Consider the following 15,130-nt stretch of genomic DNA (forward strand, 5'->3'; position numbering starts at 1 on the left):
CCTCCCCCAAAGGCGATACCCCCACGGTCCAGCGTATGGGCATTTTTGACAATATCTAACGTTTCCTTACCCCCAGTCCAGCCTACTAGGCTACATCATCGCTTCGATTGACCCAATAACCATAACAATAATCTTAGTTAGCGCTCTCTCACGCTCACCTACCTACGGCACTCACATCTCCGATACATTCCCCTCCGGGTGTCTCCAGACTCTCCCATCTCACTCATCACCCGCCGGAGCGCCGCTCTCCCCCACGCCACCTATAAATACCCGGACACGGCAGATACCCTCACCGAGGGGGAAGCACAGTGAGAAGCGAACTCGAGGAAGAGATCGGGAAACTCTCCTCCCTCGCGCGGGAGCGCGGTGCGGAGGTGCAGCGGATTGCTACCCACGACGTCGTCGTCGCGGAATGGGTCCGGTTCAAGTGCCGGTTCGGGTGCAAGGGCTACGGGAAGCACATGTCCTGCCCGCCCTATGCCCCCACCGTCGCCGAACCCAACCGGCTGCTCGCCGAGTACAGCACCGCCCTCCTGCTGCGGTTCGAGGGCGTGCCGGGACGCCCCAACCTGAAACCCGACGAAATCCCGCTTGACTTCCACCCGTTCTTCCGCGACCTCATCCTCTGGGTGAACTCGACGATCCACCTTCTTGAAAAGACGGCCTTCTACGACGATTTCCCGAAGGCGTTCGGGTTCGGGGGATACCCCTGCATCTACTGCGAACACCTGCACTGCGTCGCCGAGGAGCACGAGGGTGTCGTCGACGAGAGCATCCGGAGGCTCTGCTGGCACATGGACCTCGTCCGGCCGACGATGGAGGGGGCCGGGAACGACGTCTTTTCCACCGCACGGAAGGCCGGGTGGGACCTGCACGTCATCCCTGCCGGAACCTCGAGTACGGCAAGATCGAGCACGGCAACATCACGTCGGTAGGCCTCGTCCTCATCGAGTGATGCCCTCAGTCGTCCCGAAGGCCCTGGATGAACTCCTCAGTCATGCGGCAGGCATCATCATCCCTGATCTGGACCGGCGGGTGCTTCATGAAGTAGGCGGATGGGGAGGTCAGCACGCCGCCGATGCCCCTATCAAGGGCAAGTCTGCAGCACCGGATGGCGTCGATGACGATCCCGGCAGAGTTGGGCGAGTCCTCGACGGAGAGGCGGAGGTCAATGTGCATGGGGACGTCCCCAAAGAGGCGCCCCTCCATCCTGAGGAAACAGACCTTGTTGTCCTTCTGCCAGCAGACGTAATCACTCGGGCCGATATGGATGTCGTCGTCATCGAGCGGCTCTTCAAGAACCGACTGCACCGCTTCGGTTTTTGACTCCCGCTTTGAGGCCAGGCGGCTGCGGTTCAGCATGTTCAGAAAGTCCGTGTTGCCGCCGGTATTCAACTGGTAGGTCCGGTCCAGTCTCACCCCCCGTCGCCGGAAGAGGTCGGCAAGGACCCGGTGGGTGATCGTCGCGCCGAGCTGGGCCTTGACGTCGTCGCCGATGACCGGGAGGCCCTTCTCGCGAAACCGCTCCGCCCAGGCGGGCTCGCTTGCAATGAAGACCGGCATGTTGTTGATGAGGCCGACCCCCGCCTCCAGCGCACACCCGGCGTAGAACCGTGCGGCCTCCTCGGACCCCACCGGGAGGTAGTTGAGCAGCATCTCGGCACCCGAGTCCTCGAGCACCCGGACGACGTCCTCGCGCGACGCCTCCTCCTCGTCGGCAAGCATGAACCTGGACTCCTCCCGATATCCCTGCATATGCTCGGGAAAGCCATCCAGCACCCGCCCCATCCGGACGGTCACCCCGGTCCGGGGCATATTGGGACAGAAGACCGTGGTGCAGTTTGGCGGGGAGAGTATGGCCTCTGAGACATCCTTCCCGACCTTCCTTGCATCGATATCGAACGCTGCGGCCACTTCAATATCAGACGGCAGGTAGCCGCCGAGGTCCCAGTGCATCAGTCCGGTCGCATCCTTCTCGCTTCTTCCCCGGTAGTACTCGACTCCCTGGAGCAGCGAACTGGCACAGTTTCCGACACCAACAATTGCAATCCTGATCGAGTCCACGACAGCCTCCCAATAGATTCGGTATACCACCTGACGCACCATCAGGGAAGACACAACTGTGGAGGCAGTTGCGTTTTCGACTATAATGCCGAGCGGGAAATATAAGGGTATGCTTTGAGAAGCGCCGGGGGTTCATGTGCCAGGCTGCCGGAGAAGACCATGATGATGCAGGCATCCCACCTGCCCCCCGGGGCCCGCGTGAGTTCTCCACAGGAGAAGAGGGACCGGCCACAACCATTTTCCTCTCCACATCCCACATCAGCACCGTCCAGATTCAGGAGGTCAGAGACCATGGTCAATGTTGAACATGCACTCATCGGGGAAGCACTCGTCGGCGAAGGGCCGGAGGTTGCCCACATCGATCTTGTCATCGAGAAGAAGGGGGGCAGCGTGGAGCAGGCCTTCGTCACGGCGCTCTCCTTGCCTGCACGGGGCTACATGCCGCTCCTTGCCGTCCTCACCCCGAACCTCCCCGCACGGCCCGCGACGCTGATGGTCAATAAGATCACCATCAAAACCGCAAACCAGGCGCTCCTGATATTCGGCCCCGCACAGGCCGCCGTCGCGAAGGCGGTGATTGACAGCGTCGCGGAAGGTATCATACCGGAAGTGGAGGCCGACGGCCTGCTGATCATCGCCTCGGTCTTCATCGGGTGGGACGCGGCGGACAGGAAGAAGATCTACGACTGGAACTACGAGGCGACGAAGACCGCCATCCGCCGGGCGATGACGGGCGAGCCGACGATGAGCGAGGTGCTCGCTCAAAAGGACACGGCGAAGCATCCCTTCGCGTGATGCGGCGGGGAGGCCCCCGTTACGCCAGCAGGAGGAGGAGGCATAACCGTACGCGCCAGGGACGAAGGATACAACACAGTTTTTCCATTTTTAGAAGGATTCCTCTTTGAGCACGTTGGGGATCACGCCGCCAGCCTGTCGCCAGGTGCATGCCCGTCATGACGGTGGCGGCAAGGAGCGGTAAGGCGATGACCAGGACCATCGGCACCTTCACGAGCAGGAGGGAATAAGCGTTACCCTTGAGCCCAGCGAAGAGCTCTGCGGATAAGGTTCAGAGCGTTTGCGAGATACATCTCTTTTACCTCGAGCCGCCGCAGGAGCATGGCCTCCTCAGAGAGGAAGAGGCTTTTTAAGTGACGGATATCCGTCTTCGGGGAGTAATAGAGATAGACCGGGATGCCTGCGAGGACGACCAGGGCCCCCGCAACTTTATCGAAGGTTGTGGTTGAGAAGAGGAGAAAGAGGCAGATCGCGATCCCTGCGAGGGGGAGAATGTGCTGGCCGCGGAGGTTGGTAGCGCGGTCGCTGCGGAGAACGATGAGGGAAAAACAGGTAAGCAGGAACGAGAGCGCGAGGTTGAGGACAGCGAACGATATCAGCCCGGACAGGTTCCCGATGTTGGAGAGGACGAACGCAAGCACCCCCTGGACGATGAGGACCACGTACGGCGTTCCGTAGCGCGGGTGAACCTTCGCAAACGCACGAGGGAAGAGGCCGTCAATCGCCATCGCATATGCGAGCCGTGCGCTGCCGAGCATCCCCGACTCGTCTGACCCCGCGACCGAAAAGAGAGCGCCGACCGTCATGATGAGCGCTCCTATCGACCCGAAGAGGATGGTGCCGGCCGTGACGAGCGGCACGGTGCTCTGTTCGAGTATGGTCCAGTTGACGAGCCCGAAGAGCACGAAGTTCGTCGAGAGGTAAAAGAGAGCGACAATCAGTATCCCGCTGGTGATGGCGCGGGGGATGGCCTTCTGCGGGTCCTGCACCTCGCCGGCCGGGAGCGTCCCCATCTCGAACCCGGCATAAGCCCAGAAGATCAAAACCAGAGCATGGGAGATGTTCTCGAGTCCGAGCGGGAGCAGCGGGGTGTAGTTCCCGATGAACATCTCCGGCCGGAGGATGAAGACACCGAACCCCGCTATGATCAGGAGGAGCAGGGGGAAGAGTTTGATGAGCGTCAGGACGTCGTTCAGTCTCCCTGCGGCCCGGACGCCGACGATGTTGACGAGCGTCAGGGAGACGACGAAGGCTGCTCTCACGGTGACTCCTGCAGCCGGAGTGAGGGGGACGAGCGTCTGGAGATAGTTCGTAAATGCGATTGCAAAGACCGGAAGTGCGAGGAGTTCCGCGACCCACATGCTCCAGCCGGCAAGAAAACCGTAAAAATCATCGAACGCCTCCGAAACGTAGGCGAACGGCCCGCCAACCCGGGGGACGTAGTAACTGCAGTAGGCAAAGACCATTGCGATGGTTACGGCAAAGAGGCCGGCCACCACCCAGAGAACGATCGAGAACGGGCCGACCAGGCCGGCCGTGAGTGCCGAGGCTATGTAGATATCAGCACCGACGATCGCCCCGACAATGATGCTGGTCAGGTCAAACTGCGAGAGCCCCCGCTGTAGTCCCATCGTAGCAGGGGGAGGAGGCAGTAGCGGGGATAAATATTCCGCGTCAATCTATTGGGGGCATATCGCCGGGTATTGACGCCGGATGCTCATGAAGGCGGAGCAGCACCCCGATCCCCTCTAGCGGGGAAATGCTGGCGCTTCCCGTGAAACAGCGGGTAAATTCATGCAGGTCTGCTGAATGGGTGAAAAACTCAAAGAAGAAGTATTCCAGTGCGCCGACCGGGACTCGAACCCGGGTTTAGGCGTTGGCAACGCCTAGTGATAACCACTACACTATCGGCGCACGCGTGTGCTCTCGCACCTGTGTGCCTTACAACATGGCACTCGCTGGTTAATAAACCTATTGGAGCCAGCCAGGGTTCAGGTAGTGCCGTCCCTGGTGGTTCCCCGCAACCGGGCTGGATTCAAGCGCTGTGCATCATTTTTGAGGTGGCGACCGCGCATCCACCGCGCGCTTACTGCCGCCCGTGGCGAAGTGCGGCTGTAATGTTCCGGTTTGCCAGTATCCAGAGCCCTGGAGTCAGGATCAGGATGAAGACGACCATGGTGTATGCGAAGACCTCGGCAGTCATGAGCAGGAAGTTGAAGACGCCGTGCAGGACCATGCCGAGGACAAGCCCCTCGAGCACGATCCGGGAGCGCCGTTCGGGGGCCGAGAACTTGGCCCGGCCAAGAGCGTATCCCCAGGCGCTGGCAAAAAGCGCGTGCCCGGGGACCGAGAAGATCGCCCGGACAGCGATTGTGCCGAGGGCCAGCTCCGGCGACGTCACGTAGGCCGCAAAGACGTAGAGGACATTCTCAAGCGAGGCGAGCCCGAGGGCGGCGGCGGCGGCGTAGACGATGCCGTCCATCGGTTCGTCGAACTCCCTGTCCCGGTAGGCGAACCGGCGCACGACCGCAAACTTGCCGTACTCCTCGACAATGGGCGCGACAACTGCGCCCATGATCAGGGGAGACACGATGAAGAGGCCGAAGAACCCCTCGACAAAAGCCACGGGAAACGTGACGAGGACGCCGAGGAGGAAGATCTTCACGATCAGGGCCGCCGGCTCAGGTTCATATCTATCTCTGCGGTAGAAATACCACGCCCAGAAGATCCCCGGCCCCAGCGCCAGGGCAAGGATCACCAGCGGCTCGATATCGACCATGCTGATCGGGATCCATGGTTTCAGAGAGGAAGAGTCTTTCCGTCAGATAGGCCGGGCCGGCGAAGCGATTCCCGGTCTTGCCCGGAATTGGGGAGCCGTGACCGGGGAAAGCCGCGCATTGGGCACGGGGTTCCCGATCGGGGCACCCTTCTTCAAAAAGAGGTTATTCGGGGAGGAGATGATACTCCGGGGCGAGCCCTTCGAGCACCAGCAGCCCGTAGTATCGGAAGAACGTGACGAACGGAACCGCGATCAGGAGCGCGACAGGGATGGCGATGATGAGGTAGGGTATGAGGAGGACGAGGAGCAGCACGTAGTTGGCCATGAGCGCGGCAAGGAGCACGATCCCGATGAGGACAAAGGGTATTGCGATGACCAGCAGGGCAAGGACGACCAGAACCGCCTGCACAATCCCGGCGACGAGGCCCAGAATGAGCCGGGTGACGACGTAGACGACAGACTGCCAGATGTTTGCCGATATTGTCTCGATAAGCCGCTGCCAGCCCTCGATGACGCCGCAGTCCTCATGGATCATGATCGGGACGACGAAGTCGTTGGTCAGGAGGAAGACAATCCCGAAGAGGAGGGCTGCGACCAGGACGAACGGGATGAACACCAGGATGAGTGCAGCACCGCCGACACCCGACCCGCCGAGTCCGACGAGCATGATGATAAGCGCCACCATGGCGAGGATCAGGACCAGCGTGAGGGCGACCTGGAAGACGAAGAGCCGCACCCCTTTTCCGAGCCGTTTTCCAAAGAACGGTCTGATATGGATGTCATCCTTTCGAAGCATATCGACGAAGACGAACTGCATCACCGTGCCGATGATCCACCAGATGATAGCGATCGCAAGCACGACAATGAAGAGCGCCACAATGAGCGGCGCAATAGCGGGGAGGGACTCCATAACACCAGGCGGGAGGTCACCATCTCCAAAGTTATATCCAGAGGTGCTCGGGAAGCTTATGCCCCCTCCTACAAAGAGCGCGATCACCGCCAGGCGGAGCCAGACACCCCACCTGATCGGCCAGAGCAGACTTTTCGTGCGCTGGAGGGCGCCTTCGAGCCTGCTGAATGCATACATCTCATCAGCCATATTTCTCACGAAGAAAAGGATCTTCCTGCCATTAAAACCTTCTTTTGATAAACAGGGTGCAGCAATCCGGATCCCGGGCATATACCAACGGGTGCCGGGGAAATTGGATTTTTCAACACCTTAATCTATTCCGTTCACCACACTATAGAACGAATGATCCCTCTCATGCTTGACCTGACGGGCAGGAGGGTGCTCATCTTCGGGGGAGGCGACATCGGTGCCCGGAAGGCCGCGTATTTCGAGCATGAGGCGGAGGTGACGGTGGTCAGCCGTGCGTTCTCGCCGCACCTTGACGGTCTCGTGATAGAGCGGCAGGAGGCCGACCTCTCGTCCCTCACGGATGGGGCGCTCCGGGACCTCCTCGAGGGTGCGTTCCTTGCGGTAGCCGCGACCCCGGACCCGGGGCTCAACAACCGCATCGGGAGGCTGTGCGCCGGGGCGGGGGTCCTCTTCAACAACGCCGCCGGGGAGCCAGGGGATGTAATCATCCCTTCGGTCGTCCGGGGCAGCCGCTACCTGGTCGCGATCAGCACCCGCGGAAAGAGCCCTGCCGTCGCCCGCTACCTTCGCATGAGGCTTGAAACGGAGTACGCGGATCTCGACCGGATGATCGACCTGCAGGACGAGGTGCGCTCGATGCTTAAAGAAACCGAACCGGTGCAGGCCGAGCGGTCCCGCATCCTCTGGAGTATCCTCTCGGACGACGAGATCTGGGGAGCGCTTGCCGCCGACTACGACCGGGCGCGCGAACTGGCAATCAAGAGGTACCTGCATGCCTGAACCGCTCACGACACCGCTCGCGCTCGCGGGCATCAGCCACCACACCGCAGACATCGCCACGCTCGAGGCGTTCCGGTTCCCCGACGAGGCGGCATTCCTCCACGATGCGCGGGAGCGGTTCCGGGGCGCCCTCCTGCTCCAGACCTGCAACCGGGTCGAGATCCTGGTGCAGGGCGACGCGCGGAGCCTTGAAGGGTTCCTGCAGGAGCAGGGCAGGAGCGGCTTTGTGGTTCTCGAGGGCGAGGCCGTGCCCCGCCATCTCCTGGAACTGGCCGCCGGCATCGACTCCCTGGTCGTCGGCGAAGACCAGATCCTCGGGCAGCTCAAACGGGCGTTCGCGGCCGCAGAGGAGGCGGGGACCGCGAGCAGTCTCATCGGGCTCTGTGTCAACAAGGCGGTGCACGTGGGGGTCAGGGTCCGGCGCCAGACGCGGATCAACCAAGGAGCGGTCTCGATCGGTTCTGCCGCCGTGACGCTTGCGGAGAAACTCCTCGGCACCCTCCGCGACCGGCACATCCTGGTCGTCGGGAGCGGGGAGATAGGGGTGCTCGTGGCGCAGGCACTCTCGGCGAAAGGCCTCACGGCCATCTACGTCGCGAACAGGACCTATGACAGAGCGGTGATGCTTGCGGATAAGATCGGCGGGCGGGCGGTCAACTTCAAGGACCTCTACCGCTATGTCGCACTCTCCGATGTCGTCATCTCCTGCACCGCCGCGCCGCACCCGGTCATCCGGACCGAAGACCTCCGGGGGGTGATGGAGGAGCGACTCTGGCCGCTCGACACCCATCCCCGTCACCTGGTCCTCATCGACATCGCCCAGCCCCGTGACGTCGAGGAAGGGGTGCGGTCGATCGAGGGCGTACACCTCTTCACGATCGACGACCTCCGGAGCATCAACGACGCCGCCATGGACTCCCGGAGGGGCGAGGCTGACCGGGCACGGGAGATCATCGACGAGGAGGTCGGCCACTTCATCCGGCTCCTCCGGCGGACGGCAGCCGACGAGACGCTCGCCCTCCTCTACACCTGGGCTGAGTCAATCCGGGTGCGTGAACGTGACCGGGCGCTTGCCCGCCTTGGGGAGAAGGACGGCAGGACGGCTGAGGTCATCGATGACCTCTGCCGGGCGCTCACGAAGAAACTCCTCTCGGATGCAACCGCATCCATCCGGACGAGCGCGGAGCGCGGCGATATAGCAGCAGCAGAAGCCCTGATGAGGGCAATTACCCGTGGAGAACCATGTTTCCAGAACGAAGAATGAGGCGGATGCGGCGGCGTATCGTCCAGCCGCTCCTCCGCGAGACGGAACTTCGAAAGACCGACCTCATTATGCCGGTCTTCGTGGACGAATCGATCAGCGAACCGTTTCCGATCGCCTCGATGCCGGGACAGTCCCGGTATCCGGTAGACGGTGTCGCCGACTACTGCGAGCGCCTCTGGAACGCCGGCATCCGGGCTGTGATCCTCTTTGGGATTCCGGCAGCGAAAGACAGCGTGGCAACGGAGGCATATGCAGCGGAAGGCGTCGTCCAGCGGGCCGTCCGGAGCATCAAGGAGCGGTTGGCGGAGATGGTCGTCGTGACCGATGTCTGCGCCTGCGAGTACACCGACCACGGCCACTGCGGGATCGTCGGGGAGACCTCTGAGGGTCCGGATCTATTAAACGACCCCTCACTTGACCTGATGGCGCAGATAGCCGTCTCCCATGCCGAGAGCGGCGCGGACATCGTCGCGCCGTCGTGCATGCTTGATGGGATGGTGCGAGCGATCCGGCAGGCGCTCGATGCCGCCGGATACCAGGACGTCCTGATTATGTCTTACTCCTCCAAGTTTGCAAGCGCCCTTTATGGGCCGTTTCGTGACGCAGCGGACTCGGGGTTCTCGTTCGGCGACCGGACGACCTACCAGATCAACCCGGGCAACGCCCGGGAGGCGGTGATGGAGTCGGAGCTCGACGCGGCCGAAGGGGCGGATATCCTGATGGTCAAACCGGCCGGAGTCTACCTCGACATCCTTGCGGCCGTGACAGAGTTCGGGCTGCCGGTCGCGGCCTACCAGGTCAGCGGTGAGTACGCGATGATCAAGGCTGCGGCAGAGCGCGGGTGGCTGAACGAGCGGGCCGTCGCTCTCGAGACCCTCACCGCCATCAAACGGGCCGGGGCCGACCTGATCATCACCTACTTTGCAGAAGATGCGGCGAGGTGGCTCGATGAAGAGCACTGATCTTTTCGCACGGGCAAAGACCCTGATGCCGGGCGGCGTCAGCAGCCCTGTCAGGGCGATCAAACCCTACCCGTTCTACGTGGAGCGTGCGGCGGGCTCCCGCCTTGCGACCGTCGACGGGACCGAATTGGTCGACTGCTGCCTCGGCTACGGCCCCCTCATCCTCGGCCACGCCCACCCGGAGGTCCGGGAGGCGATCGAGCGCCAGCTCGAGAAGGGGTGGCTCTACGGCACCCCGACGCCGCTCGAACTTGACCTTGCGGGGATGATCACCGGCGACCACCCCGCAGTGGACATGGTCCGGTTCGTCTCGTCAGGCTCGGAGGCGACGATGGCCGCGATCCGGCTCGCCCGCGGCTACACGGGCAAGCAGGACATCATCAAGATCGAGGGCGGTTTCCACGGCGCCCACGATGCGGTCCTGGTCAAGGCCGGGTCAGGGGCGACCACGCTCGGGGTGCCCGACTCCGCGGGCGTCCTCGCGGACCTTGTGGCGCATACCCGGCAGGTCCCCTACAACGATCCCGAGGCGCTGGAGGACCTCCTCGCCGGGAACGGCGATGTTGCCGCGTTCATCCTCGAGCCGATCATGGGGAATATCGGCCCGGTCCTCCCGGACGACGGCTATCTCGCCGATGTCCGGGAGATCACCGCCGCCCACGACGTCCTCCTCATCCTCGACGAGGTTATCACCGGCTACCGGGTCGGGATCGGCGGCGCGGAGGTACTCTACGGGGTAAAACCGGATCTCGCCACGTTCGGCAAGATCATCGGCGGCGGTCTCCCCATCGGGGCGTTCGGGGGGCGGCGCGATATCATGGAACTGGTCGCCCCTGCAGGACCGGTCTACCAGGCCGGAACCTTCAGCGGCAACCCGGCGAGCCTCGCGGCGGGGTATGCGACCCTCCGCCACCTCCACGAGCACCCGGATGTCTACCGGCGGCTCGACGAGGCCACGCGGGCGATCGGAGAGGTCGCCGAGGATGCACACCGCGGCTCGTTCGTCAGGATGGGCTCGCTCTTCAAGCACTTCTTCCGGGACGCAGCCCCGCGGGACTACCGGGAGGTCAAGGAGTGTGACACGGAGGCGTTCTCGCGGTTCTGGAAGGCGATGCTTGATGCCGGGATCTTCCTCCCGCCGTCGCAGTTCGAGACGAACTTCCTCTCTGCAGCGCACACGACACAGGATATCGAACAGATAGCAGACGCATACGGATCATGTCTCTTCGCATAGGCACACGGGGAAGCGCTCTTGCGCTTGCACAGACGAACAAGGTGGCCGGCATCCTCGCCGGCCAGGGTATCGAGGTAGAGGTCGTCACGATCACGACCGAGGGCGATACCGCGACCGGCGTCCCGCTCCACGCCATCGGCGGGCAGGGGGTCTTCGTCCGGGCGCTCGACGACGCGATCCTCCGCGGCGAGATCGACGCCGCGGTACACAGCATGAAGGATATCCCCGCAGCCCGACCGGCGGGACTCACCTGCTGTGCGGTGCTTGAGCGGGACTCGCCTGCCGATTTCCTCGCGCACGAGGGTTCCCTTGATACAGTCCGCGTCGTCGGGTCATCGAGCACCCGGCGCCGCGCCCAGCTCCTCCGCGACGACCCGACGCTTGAGGTGAAGCAGCTCCGCGGGAACGTCGATACCCGGATACGGAAGCTCCGTGAGGGACAGTACGACGCCATCGTCCTCGCGGAGGCGGGCCTCCAGCGCCTCGGGCTCACGCTCTCCGGCGAGCCCCTCCCGACCGACCGGTTCGTCCCGTCCCCGAACCAGGGGACCATCGCGGTCGTCTGCCGGGACGACCCGGCCGTCGCCGGGGCCTTTACGGCCCTCGATCACGCGCCCACCCGTCTCGACGTGGAGATCGAGCGTGCGGTCATGGAGGAGGTCGGCGGCGGGTGCTTCACCCCGCAGGGGATCTACTGCCGGGACGGGAACCTGATAGCCGAGGTGCTCGCGCTCGACGGCTCTCGGTGGGAGCGGATTGAGCGACGGATCGCGACGATCGACGAAGCCCGGGAGTGCGGGCGGGCGCTGCGCCGGCAGGCGGGCGGCCTGATCCGGGAGGCATATGCGGCACTGGGGATAAAACCATGACAGGAAAAGCATATCTTGTGGGGTCCGGCCCGGGCGGGCTCGGCCTCCTGACGATGAAGGCCCGCGAGGTGATCGACGCGGCGGACGTGATCCTCTACGACCAGCTCCCCGGCGAGGAGATCCTCGCGACGCTCCCGGAGGACGCCGAACTCGTCGACTGCGGGAAGTACGGCGGCAACCACACCATGGAGCAGGACGAGATCGAGGCGCTGATGGTCGAGCGGGTGAAGGCAGGGAAGACGGTCGTGCGCCTGAAAGGCGGTGACCCCTTCCTCTTCGGCCGCGGCGGCGAAGAGGTCGAGACCCTCCGGGAGCACGGGATCTCCGTCGAGGTGGTGCCCGGGGTGACGAGCGCCATCGCCGTCCCGGAGATGGTCGGGATCCCGGTCACCCACCGGAAGTACGCGTCGCAGGTGACGTTCATCACCGGCCACGAGGACCCGACGAAGCCCGAGTCCGCCCTCGACTGGGAGGTCCTCTCGCGGCTGAAGGGGACCCTTGTCATCCTGATGGGCGTAAAGAACCTCCCCGCCATCGCGGCGGCCCTCACGGCGAATGGGAAGGACCCCGCAACCCCGGTGGCAATCATCGAGCGGGGGCTCCGGCCCGACCAGCGCGTGACGGTCGGGACGCTTGCGGATATCGCCGGGAAAGCCCGCGCCGCAGGCGTCCGGCCCCCGGCGGTGATCGTGATTGGAGGGGTGGTAGAGTTGTATGAGGGGGCTTGAGGGGTGAGGAGCGGGGGGTTTCTCTTCCCCTGTGTCGGTGTGGTTCCTTTTTTTTGACGCTTGTTATGTCATGTTGCGACGAACTGGTCCGTTAAAACAAAGAATAGCCAGATACACTGGACCGTGGTGGCTATTGCCCTTGGGGGAGGGGCTGACGGGGAGGGGGGCTTGCCCCCCTCTCCTGTCTCCACACCTAAAACGGCTGTTCCATGGAGACTCGTTAATATGAAGAAATGGTCACTTCAGTAACAGATCTAGGAAATCAAGAGGTTTTTGAGGATCCTGTCTGCAAGATGATGCCTGAAACCCCCACCCCACCCGCGCTTCGCGCTCCTCACTCGCACCTGCGGTGCTCGAACTCTGCTCCTACGGAGCATCGTCCCCCACACCCCAGGGGCGGGGGCAGTGCGTGGCGATACCCCCACGAAAGCCGTGCCTGGGGTCTATTTGATCGATAAACATGCTCATCTAAAGAGTGCGTAACGTAAGCGTTCGCACACGTGACGATTCACCTGCTTCACAATGCAGGCCAATCTCCTTGGCGCGCCACCTCCCCGCCAACCGGAATACTCTTTTCTCTCCACATGCGTATTCTCATACAAGGATTACCATGCGGAGTGAGACGGTAAAGAAAGGCTATCAGCGTGCCCCGAACCGGGCGCTGCTCAGGTCGCTCGGCGTGACCGACCGGGAGATGGACCAGCCCTTCATCGGTATAGCAAACGCGTATAACACGGTCGTCCCCGGGCACACCCACCTCCGGTCGCTCTCGCAGAAGGTGCAGGAGGGTGTCGCGGCCGCGGGCGGCGTGGCGTTCGAGTTCGGGACCATCGGGATCTGCGACGGGATCGCGATGGGCCACGAGGGGATGCGCTACTCCCTCCCCTCGCGGGAGAACATCGCCGACGCCGTTGAGTTGATGGTCGAGGCGCACCGGTTCGACGGTCTCGTCTGCGTTGGGACCTGCGACAAGATCGTCCCCGGCATGCTGATGGCGGCGGTCCGGTGCAATATCCCGACGATCGTCGTCACCGGCGGACCCATGCTCCCCGGCTACGCGGCGGGCCGCGAACTCTCGCTCATCGACGTCTTTGAAGGCGTGGGCCGTTTCGCCGCCGGGACGATGAATGAGGAGGAACTCGGGGAACTCGAGTGTGCGGCGATGCCCGGGTGCGGGAGCTGCCAGGGGCTTTATACCGCAAACACGATGGCGTGCGTGACCGAGGCACTCGGCCTCTCCCTCCCGGGGACTGCCGCCACCCCCGCGGTCGACGCGGCAAAACTCCGCATAGCCCGGGAGAGCGGGGAGCGGGCGGTCGCCCTCGTCCGGGAAGGTATCCTCCCGCGGGATATCGTCACAAGGACAGGCCTTAAGAACGCCATCCGTGTTGACATGGCACTCGGCGGGTCGTCAAACACAGTCCTCCACCTGATGGCCGTCGCCCGGGAGGCAGGCGTCCCCCTCGACCTTGAGACCTTCAACACCGTCGCCGAGGAGACCCCGCACATTTGCCACATGCAGCCCGGGGGACCGCACTCGATGCTCGCTCTCTACCGGGCGGGCGGTATCCCCGCCATCCTGAAGATGCTTGAGGGGTACCTCGATGACGCCCCGACGGTCTCGGGACGCTCGATCCTTGATATAGCGAAAACCGCCCGGGTCGCCGACCCGGAGGTGATCAGGACGACCGATGCCCCGGTCAGCCCCGCCGGCGGCCTCAAGGTTCTCAGGGGAACGCTCGCCCCCGACGGCGCCGTCGTCAAGTGCGCCGCGGTCACGGAGGCGATGTGGCGCCACCGGGGCCCGGCACGGGTCTTTGATGGGGAGACAGCCGCAATGGAGGCGATCCTCCACCGCGAGATCGCGGAAGGCGACGTTGTCGTGATCCGCTACGAGGGCCCGCGGGGGGGACCCGGGATGCCCGAGATGCTCTCACCGACGTCAGCGCTGATGGGTCTCGGCTACGCCCGGGTCGCCCTGGTGACCGACGGGCGTTTCTCGGGCGGCACCCGGGGTCCGTGCATCGGGCATATCGCCCCTGAAGCCGCGATCGGCGGGCCGATTGCCCTTGTCGAGGACGGTGACGAGATTGTGATCGACCTCTACGAAAAACGCCTCGATCTCGCCGTCGAGAGAGCGACCCTCGAGGAGCGGCGGCAGGCATGGAAACCGCCGGCCCGGCGCCTGACCGGAGTGCTCGCCCGGTATGCGCAGACCGTCGAACAGGCGAACCTCGGTGCCGTCCAGAGGTAACCCCTTTTTTGCCGGGCAGGGCGGAATGGTTCGTATCTTCTCATCCGGGGAGAGCGCATACTCTTCACCGGCGTCAGGGCGCCCGACGTCAATTTGGTCTCGTTGACAAATTTCTCATGTTAGATAATTATACCCGAACGCCATGATGTACGCGTACCCTGCACCCCCAAACAGCACATTGATGCACAGAGGTGCTCCGGTGCGCCCGGCGCAATTTCTGGCAGGAGAACGTTTTTTTCCCCGGCTCATCATCCGGCAGCATCCAGGCGTATATATTTTTAAACCCCTGGGCATAACTCCCT

13 protein-coding genes and 1 tRNA gene are annotated in these 15,130 nt (G+C 63.4%); 9 read left to right on the plus strand and 5 right to left on the minus strand.

The features are described from left to right. Nucleotides 1-308 precede the first annotated feature (308 nt). Nucleotides 309-935: a DUF2284 domain-containing protein gene (locus QZ650_RS01155; protein WP_292521232.1), complete on the plus strand. Its 627-nt coding sequence runs from the start codon at nt 309-311 to the stop codon at nt 933-935. A 25-nt stretch (nt 936-960) separates the two neighbouring features. Here QZ650_RS01155 and QZ650_RS01160 read toward each other — a convergent pair whose 3' ends face one another. After that, on the minus strand, nt 961-2,094 hold the full coding sequence (locus tag QZ650_RS01160) for an inositol-3-phosphate synthase (protein WP_292521230.1): 1,134 nt from the start codon (nt 2,092-2,094) through the stop codon (nt 961-963). A 261-nt stretch (nt 2,095-2,355) separates the two neighbouring features. Here QZ650_RS01160 and fae point away from each other — a divergent pair, with 261 nt between their 5' ends. After that, a complete protein-coding gene (gene fae / locus QZ650_RS01165; RefSeq protein ID WP_292521228.1) occupies nt 2,356-2,859 on the plus strand; it encodes a formaldehyde-activating enzyme in 504 nt (167 codons plus the stop codon). 233 nt (nt 2,860-3,092) lie between these two features. Here the strand turns inward: fae and QZ650_RS01170 are convergent, their stop codons facing one another. The 4 genes from QZ650_RS01170 to QZ650_RS01185 form a co-directional block, all read right to left on the minus strand. Further along, a complete protein-coding gene (locus tag QZ650_RS01170; RefSeq protein ID WP_292521227.1) occupies nt 3,093-4,490 on the minus strand; it encodes an amino acid permease in 1,398 nt (465 codons plus the stop codon). A gap of 211 nt (nt 4,491-4,701) precedes the next feature. Then, nucleotides 4,702-4,773 (minus strand) — tRNA-Gly (locus tag QZ650_RS01175). A gap of 172 nt (nt 4,774-4,945) precedes the next feature. After that, complete coding sequence (locus QZ650_RS01180) at nt 4,946-5,638, minus strand: PrsW family intramembrane metalloprotease (RefSeq protein WP_292521226.1); 693 nt, start codon at nt 5,636-5,638, stop codon at nt 4,946-4,948. Nucleotides 5,639-5,801: 163 nt separating this feature from the next. Further along, nucleotides 5,802-6,737: a hypothetical protein gene (locus QZ650_RS01185; RefSeq protein WP_292521225.1), complete on the minus strand. Its 936-nt coding sequence runs from the start codon at nt 6,735-6,737 to the stop codon at nt 5,802-5,804. Between the two features lie 153 nt (nt 6,738-6,890). Here QZ650_RS01185 and QZ650_RS01190 point away from each other — a divergent pair, with 153 nt between their 5' ends. The 7 genes from QZ650_RS01190 (at nt 6,891) to ilvD (ending at nt 14,828) form a co-directional block, all read left to right on the plus strand. After that, a complete protein-coding gene (locus QZ650_RS01190; RefSeq protein ID WP_292521223.1) occupies nt 6,891-7,517 on the plus strand; it encodes a bifunctional precorrin-2 dehydrogenase/sirohydrochlorin ferrochelatase in 627 nt (208 codons plus the stop codon). Continuing rightward, entirely contained in the window at nt 7,510-8,781 is a 1,272-nt protein-coding gene (gene hemA / locus QZ650_RS01195) for a glutamyl-tRNA reductase (RefSeq protein ID WP_292521221.1), read from the plus strand. The genes QZ650_RS01190 and hemA overlap by 8 nt, the downstream gene beginning before the upstream one ends. Then, the gene (gene hemB / locus QZ650_RS01200) at nt 8,760-9,743 is read left to right on the plus strand and encodes a porphobilinogen synthase (RefSeq protein WP_292521219.1); all 984 of its coding nucleotides are present in this window, start codon (nt 8,760-8,762) and stop codon (nt 9,741-9,743) included. Before hemA ends, hemB begins: the two co-directional genes overlap by 22 nt. After that, on the plus strand, nt 9,730-10,977 hold the full coding sequence (gene hemL, locus QZ650_RS01205) for a glutamate-1-semialdehyde 2,1-aminomutase (RefSeq protein ID WP_292521217.1): 1,248 nt from the start codon (nt 9,730-9,732) through the stop codon (nt 10,975-10,977). The genes hemB and hemL overlap by 14 nt, the downstream gene beginning before the upstream one ends. Then, complete coding sequence (gene hemC, locus QZ650_RS01210; RefSeq protein ID WP_292521215.1) at nt 10,962-11,846, plus strand: hydroxymethylbilane synthase; 885 nt, start codon at nt 10,962-10,964, stop codon at nt 11,844-11,846. Before hemL ends, hemC begins: the two co-directional genes overlap by 16 nt. Continuing rightward, nucleotides 11,843-12,574: a uroporphyrinogen-III C-methyltransferase gene (gene cobA / locus QZ650_RS01215; RefSeq protein ID WP_292521213.1), complete on the plus strand. Its 732-nt coding sequence runs from the start codon at nt 11,843-11,845 to the stop codon at nt 12,572-12,574. Before hemC ends, cobA begins: the two co-directional genes overlap by 4 nt. Before the next feature lie 610 nt (nt 12,575-13,184). Then, nucleotides 13,185-14,828 (plus strand): dihydroxy-acid dehydratase, encoded by a 1,644-nt coding sequence (gene ilvD, locus QZ650_RS01220; RefSeq protein ID WP_292521211.1) that lies wholly within the window; start codon nt 13,185-13,187, stop codon nt 14,826-14,828. Nucleotides 14,829-15,130: the final 302 nt, after the last annotated feature.

The sequence above is a fragment of the Methanoculleus sp. genome (genome assembly GCF_020696975.1).
Taxonomy (GTDB): domain Archaea; phylum Halobacteriota; class Methanomicrobia; order Methanomicrobiales; family Methanoculleaceae; genus Methanoculleus.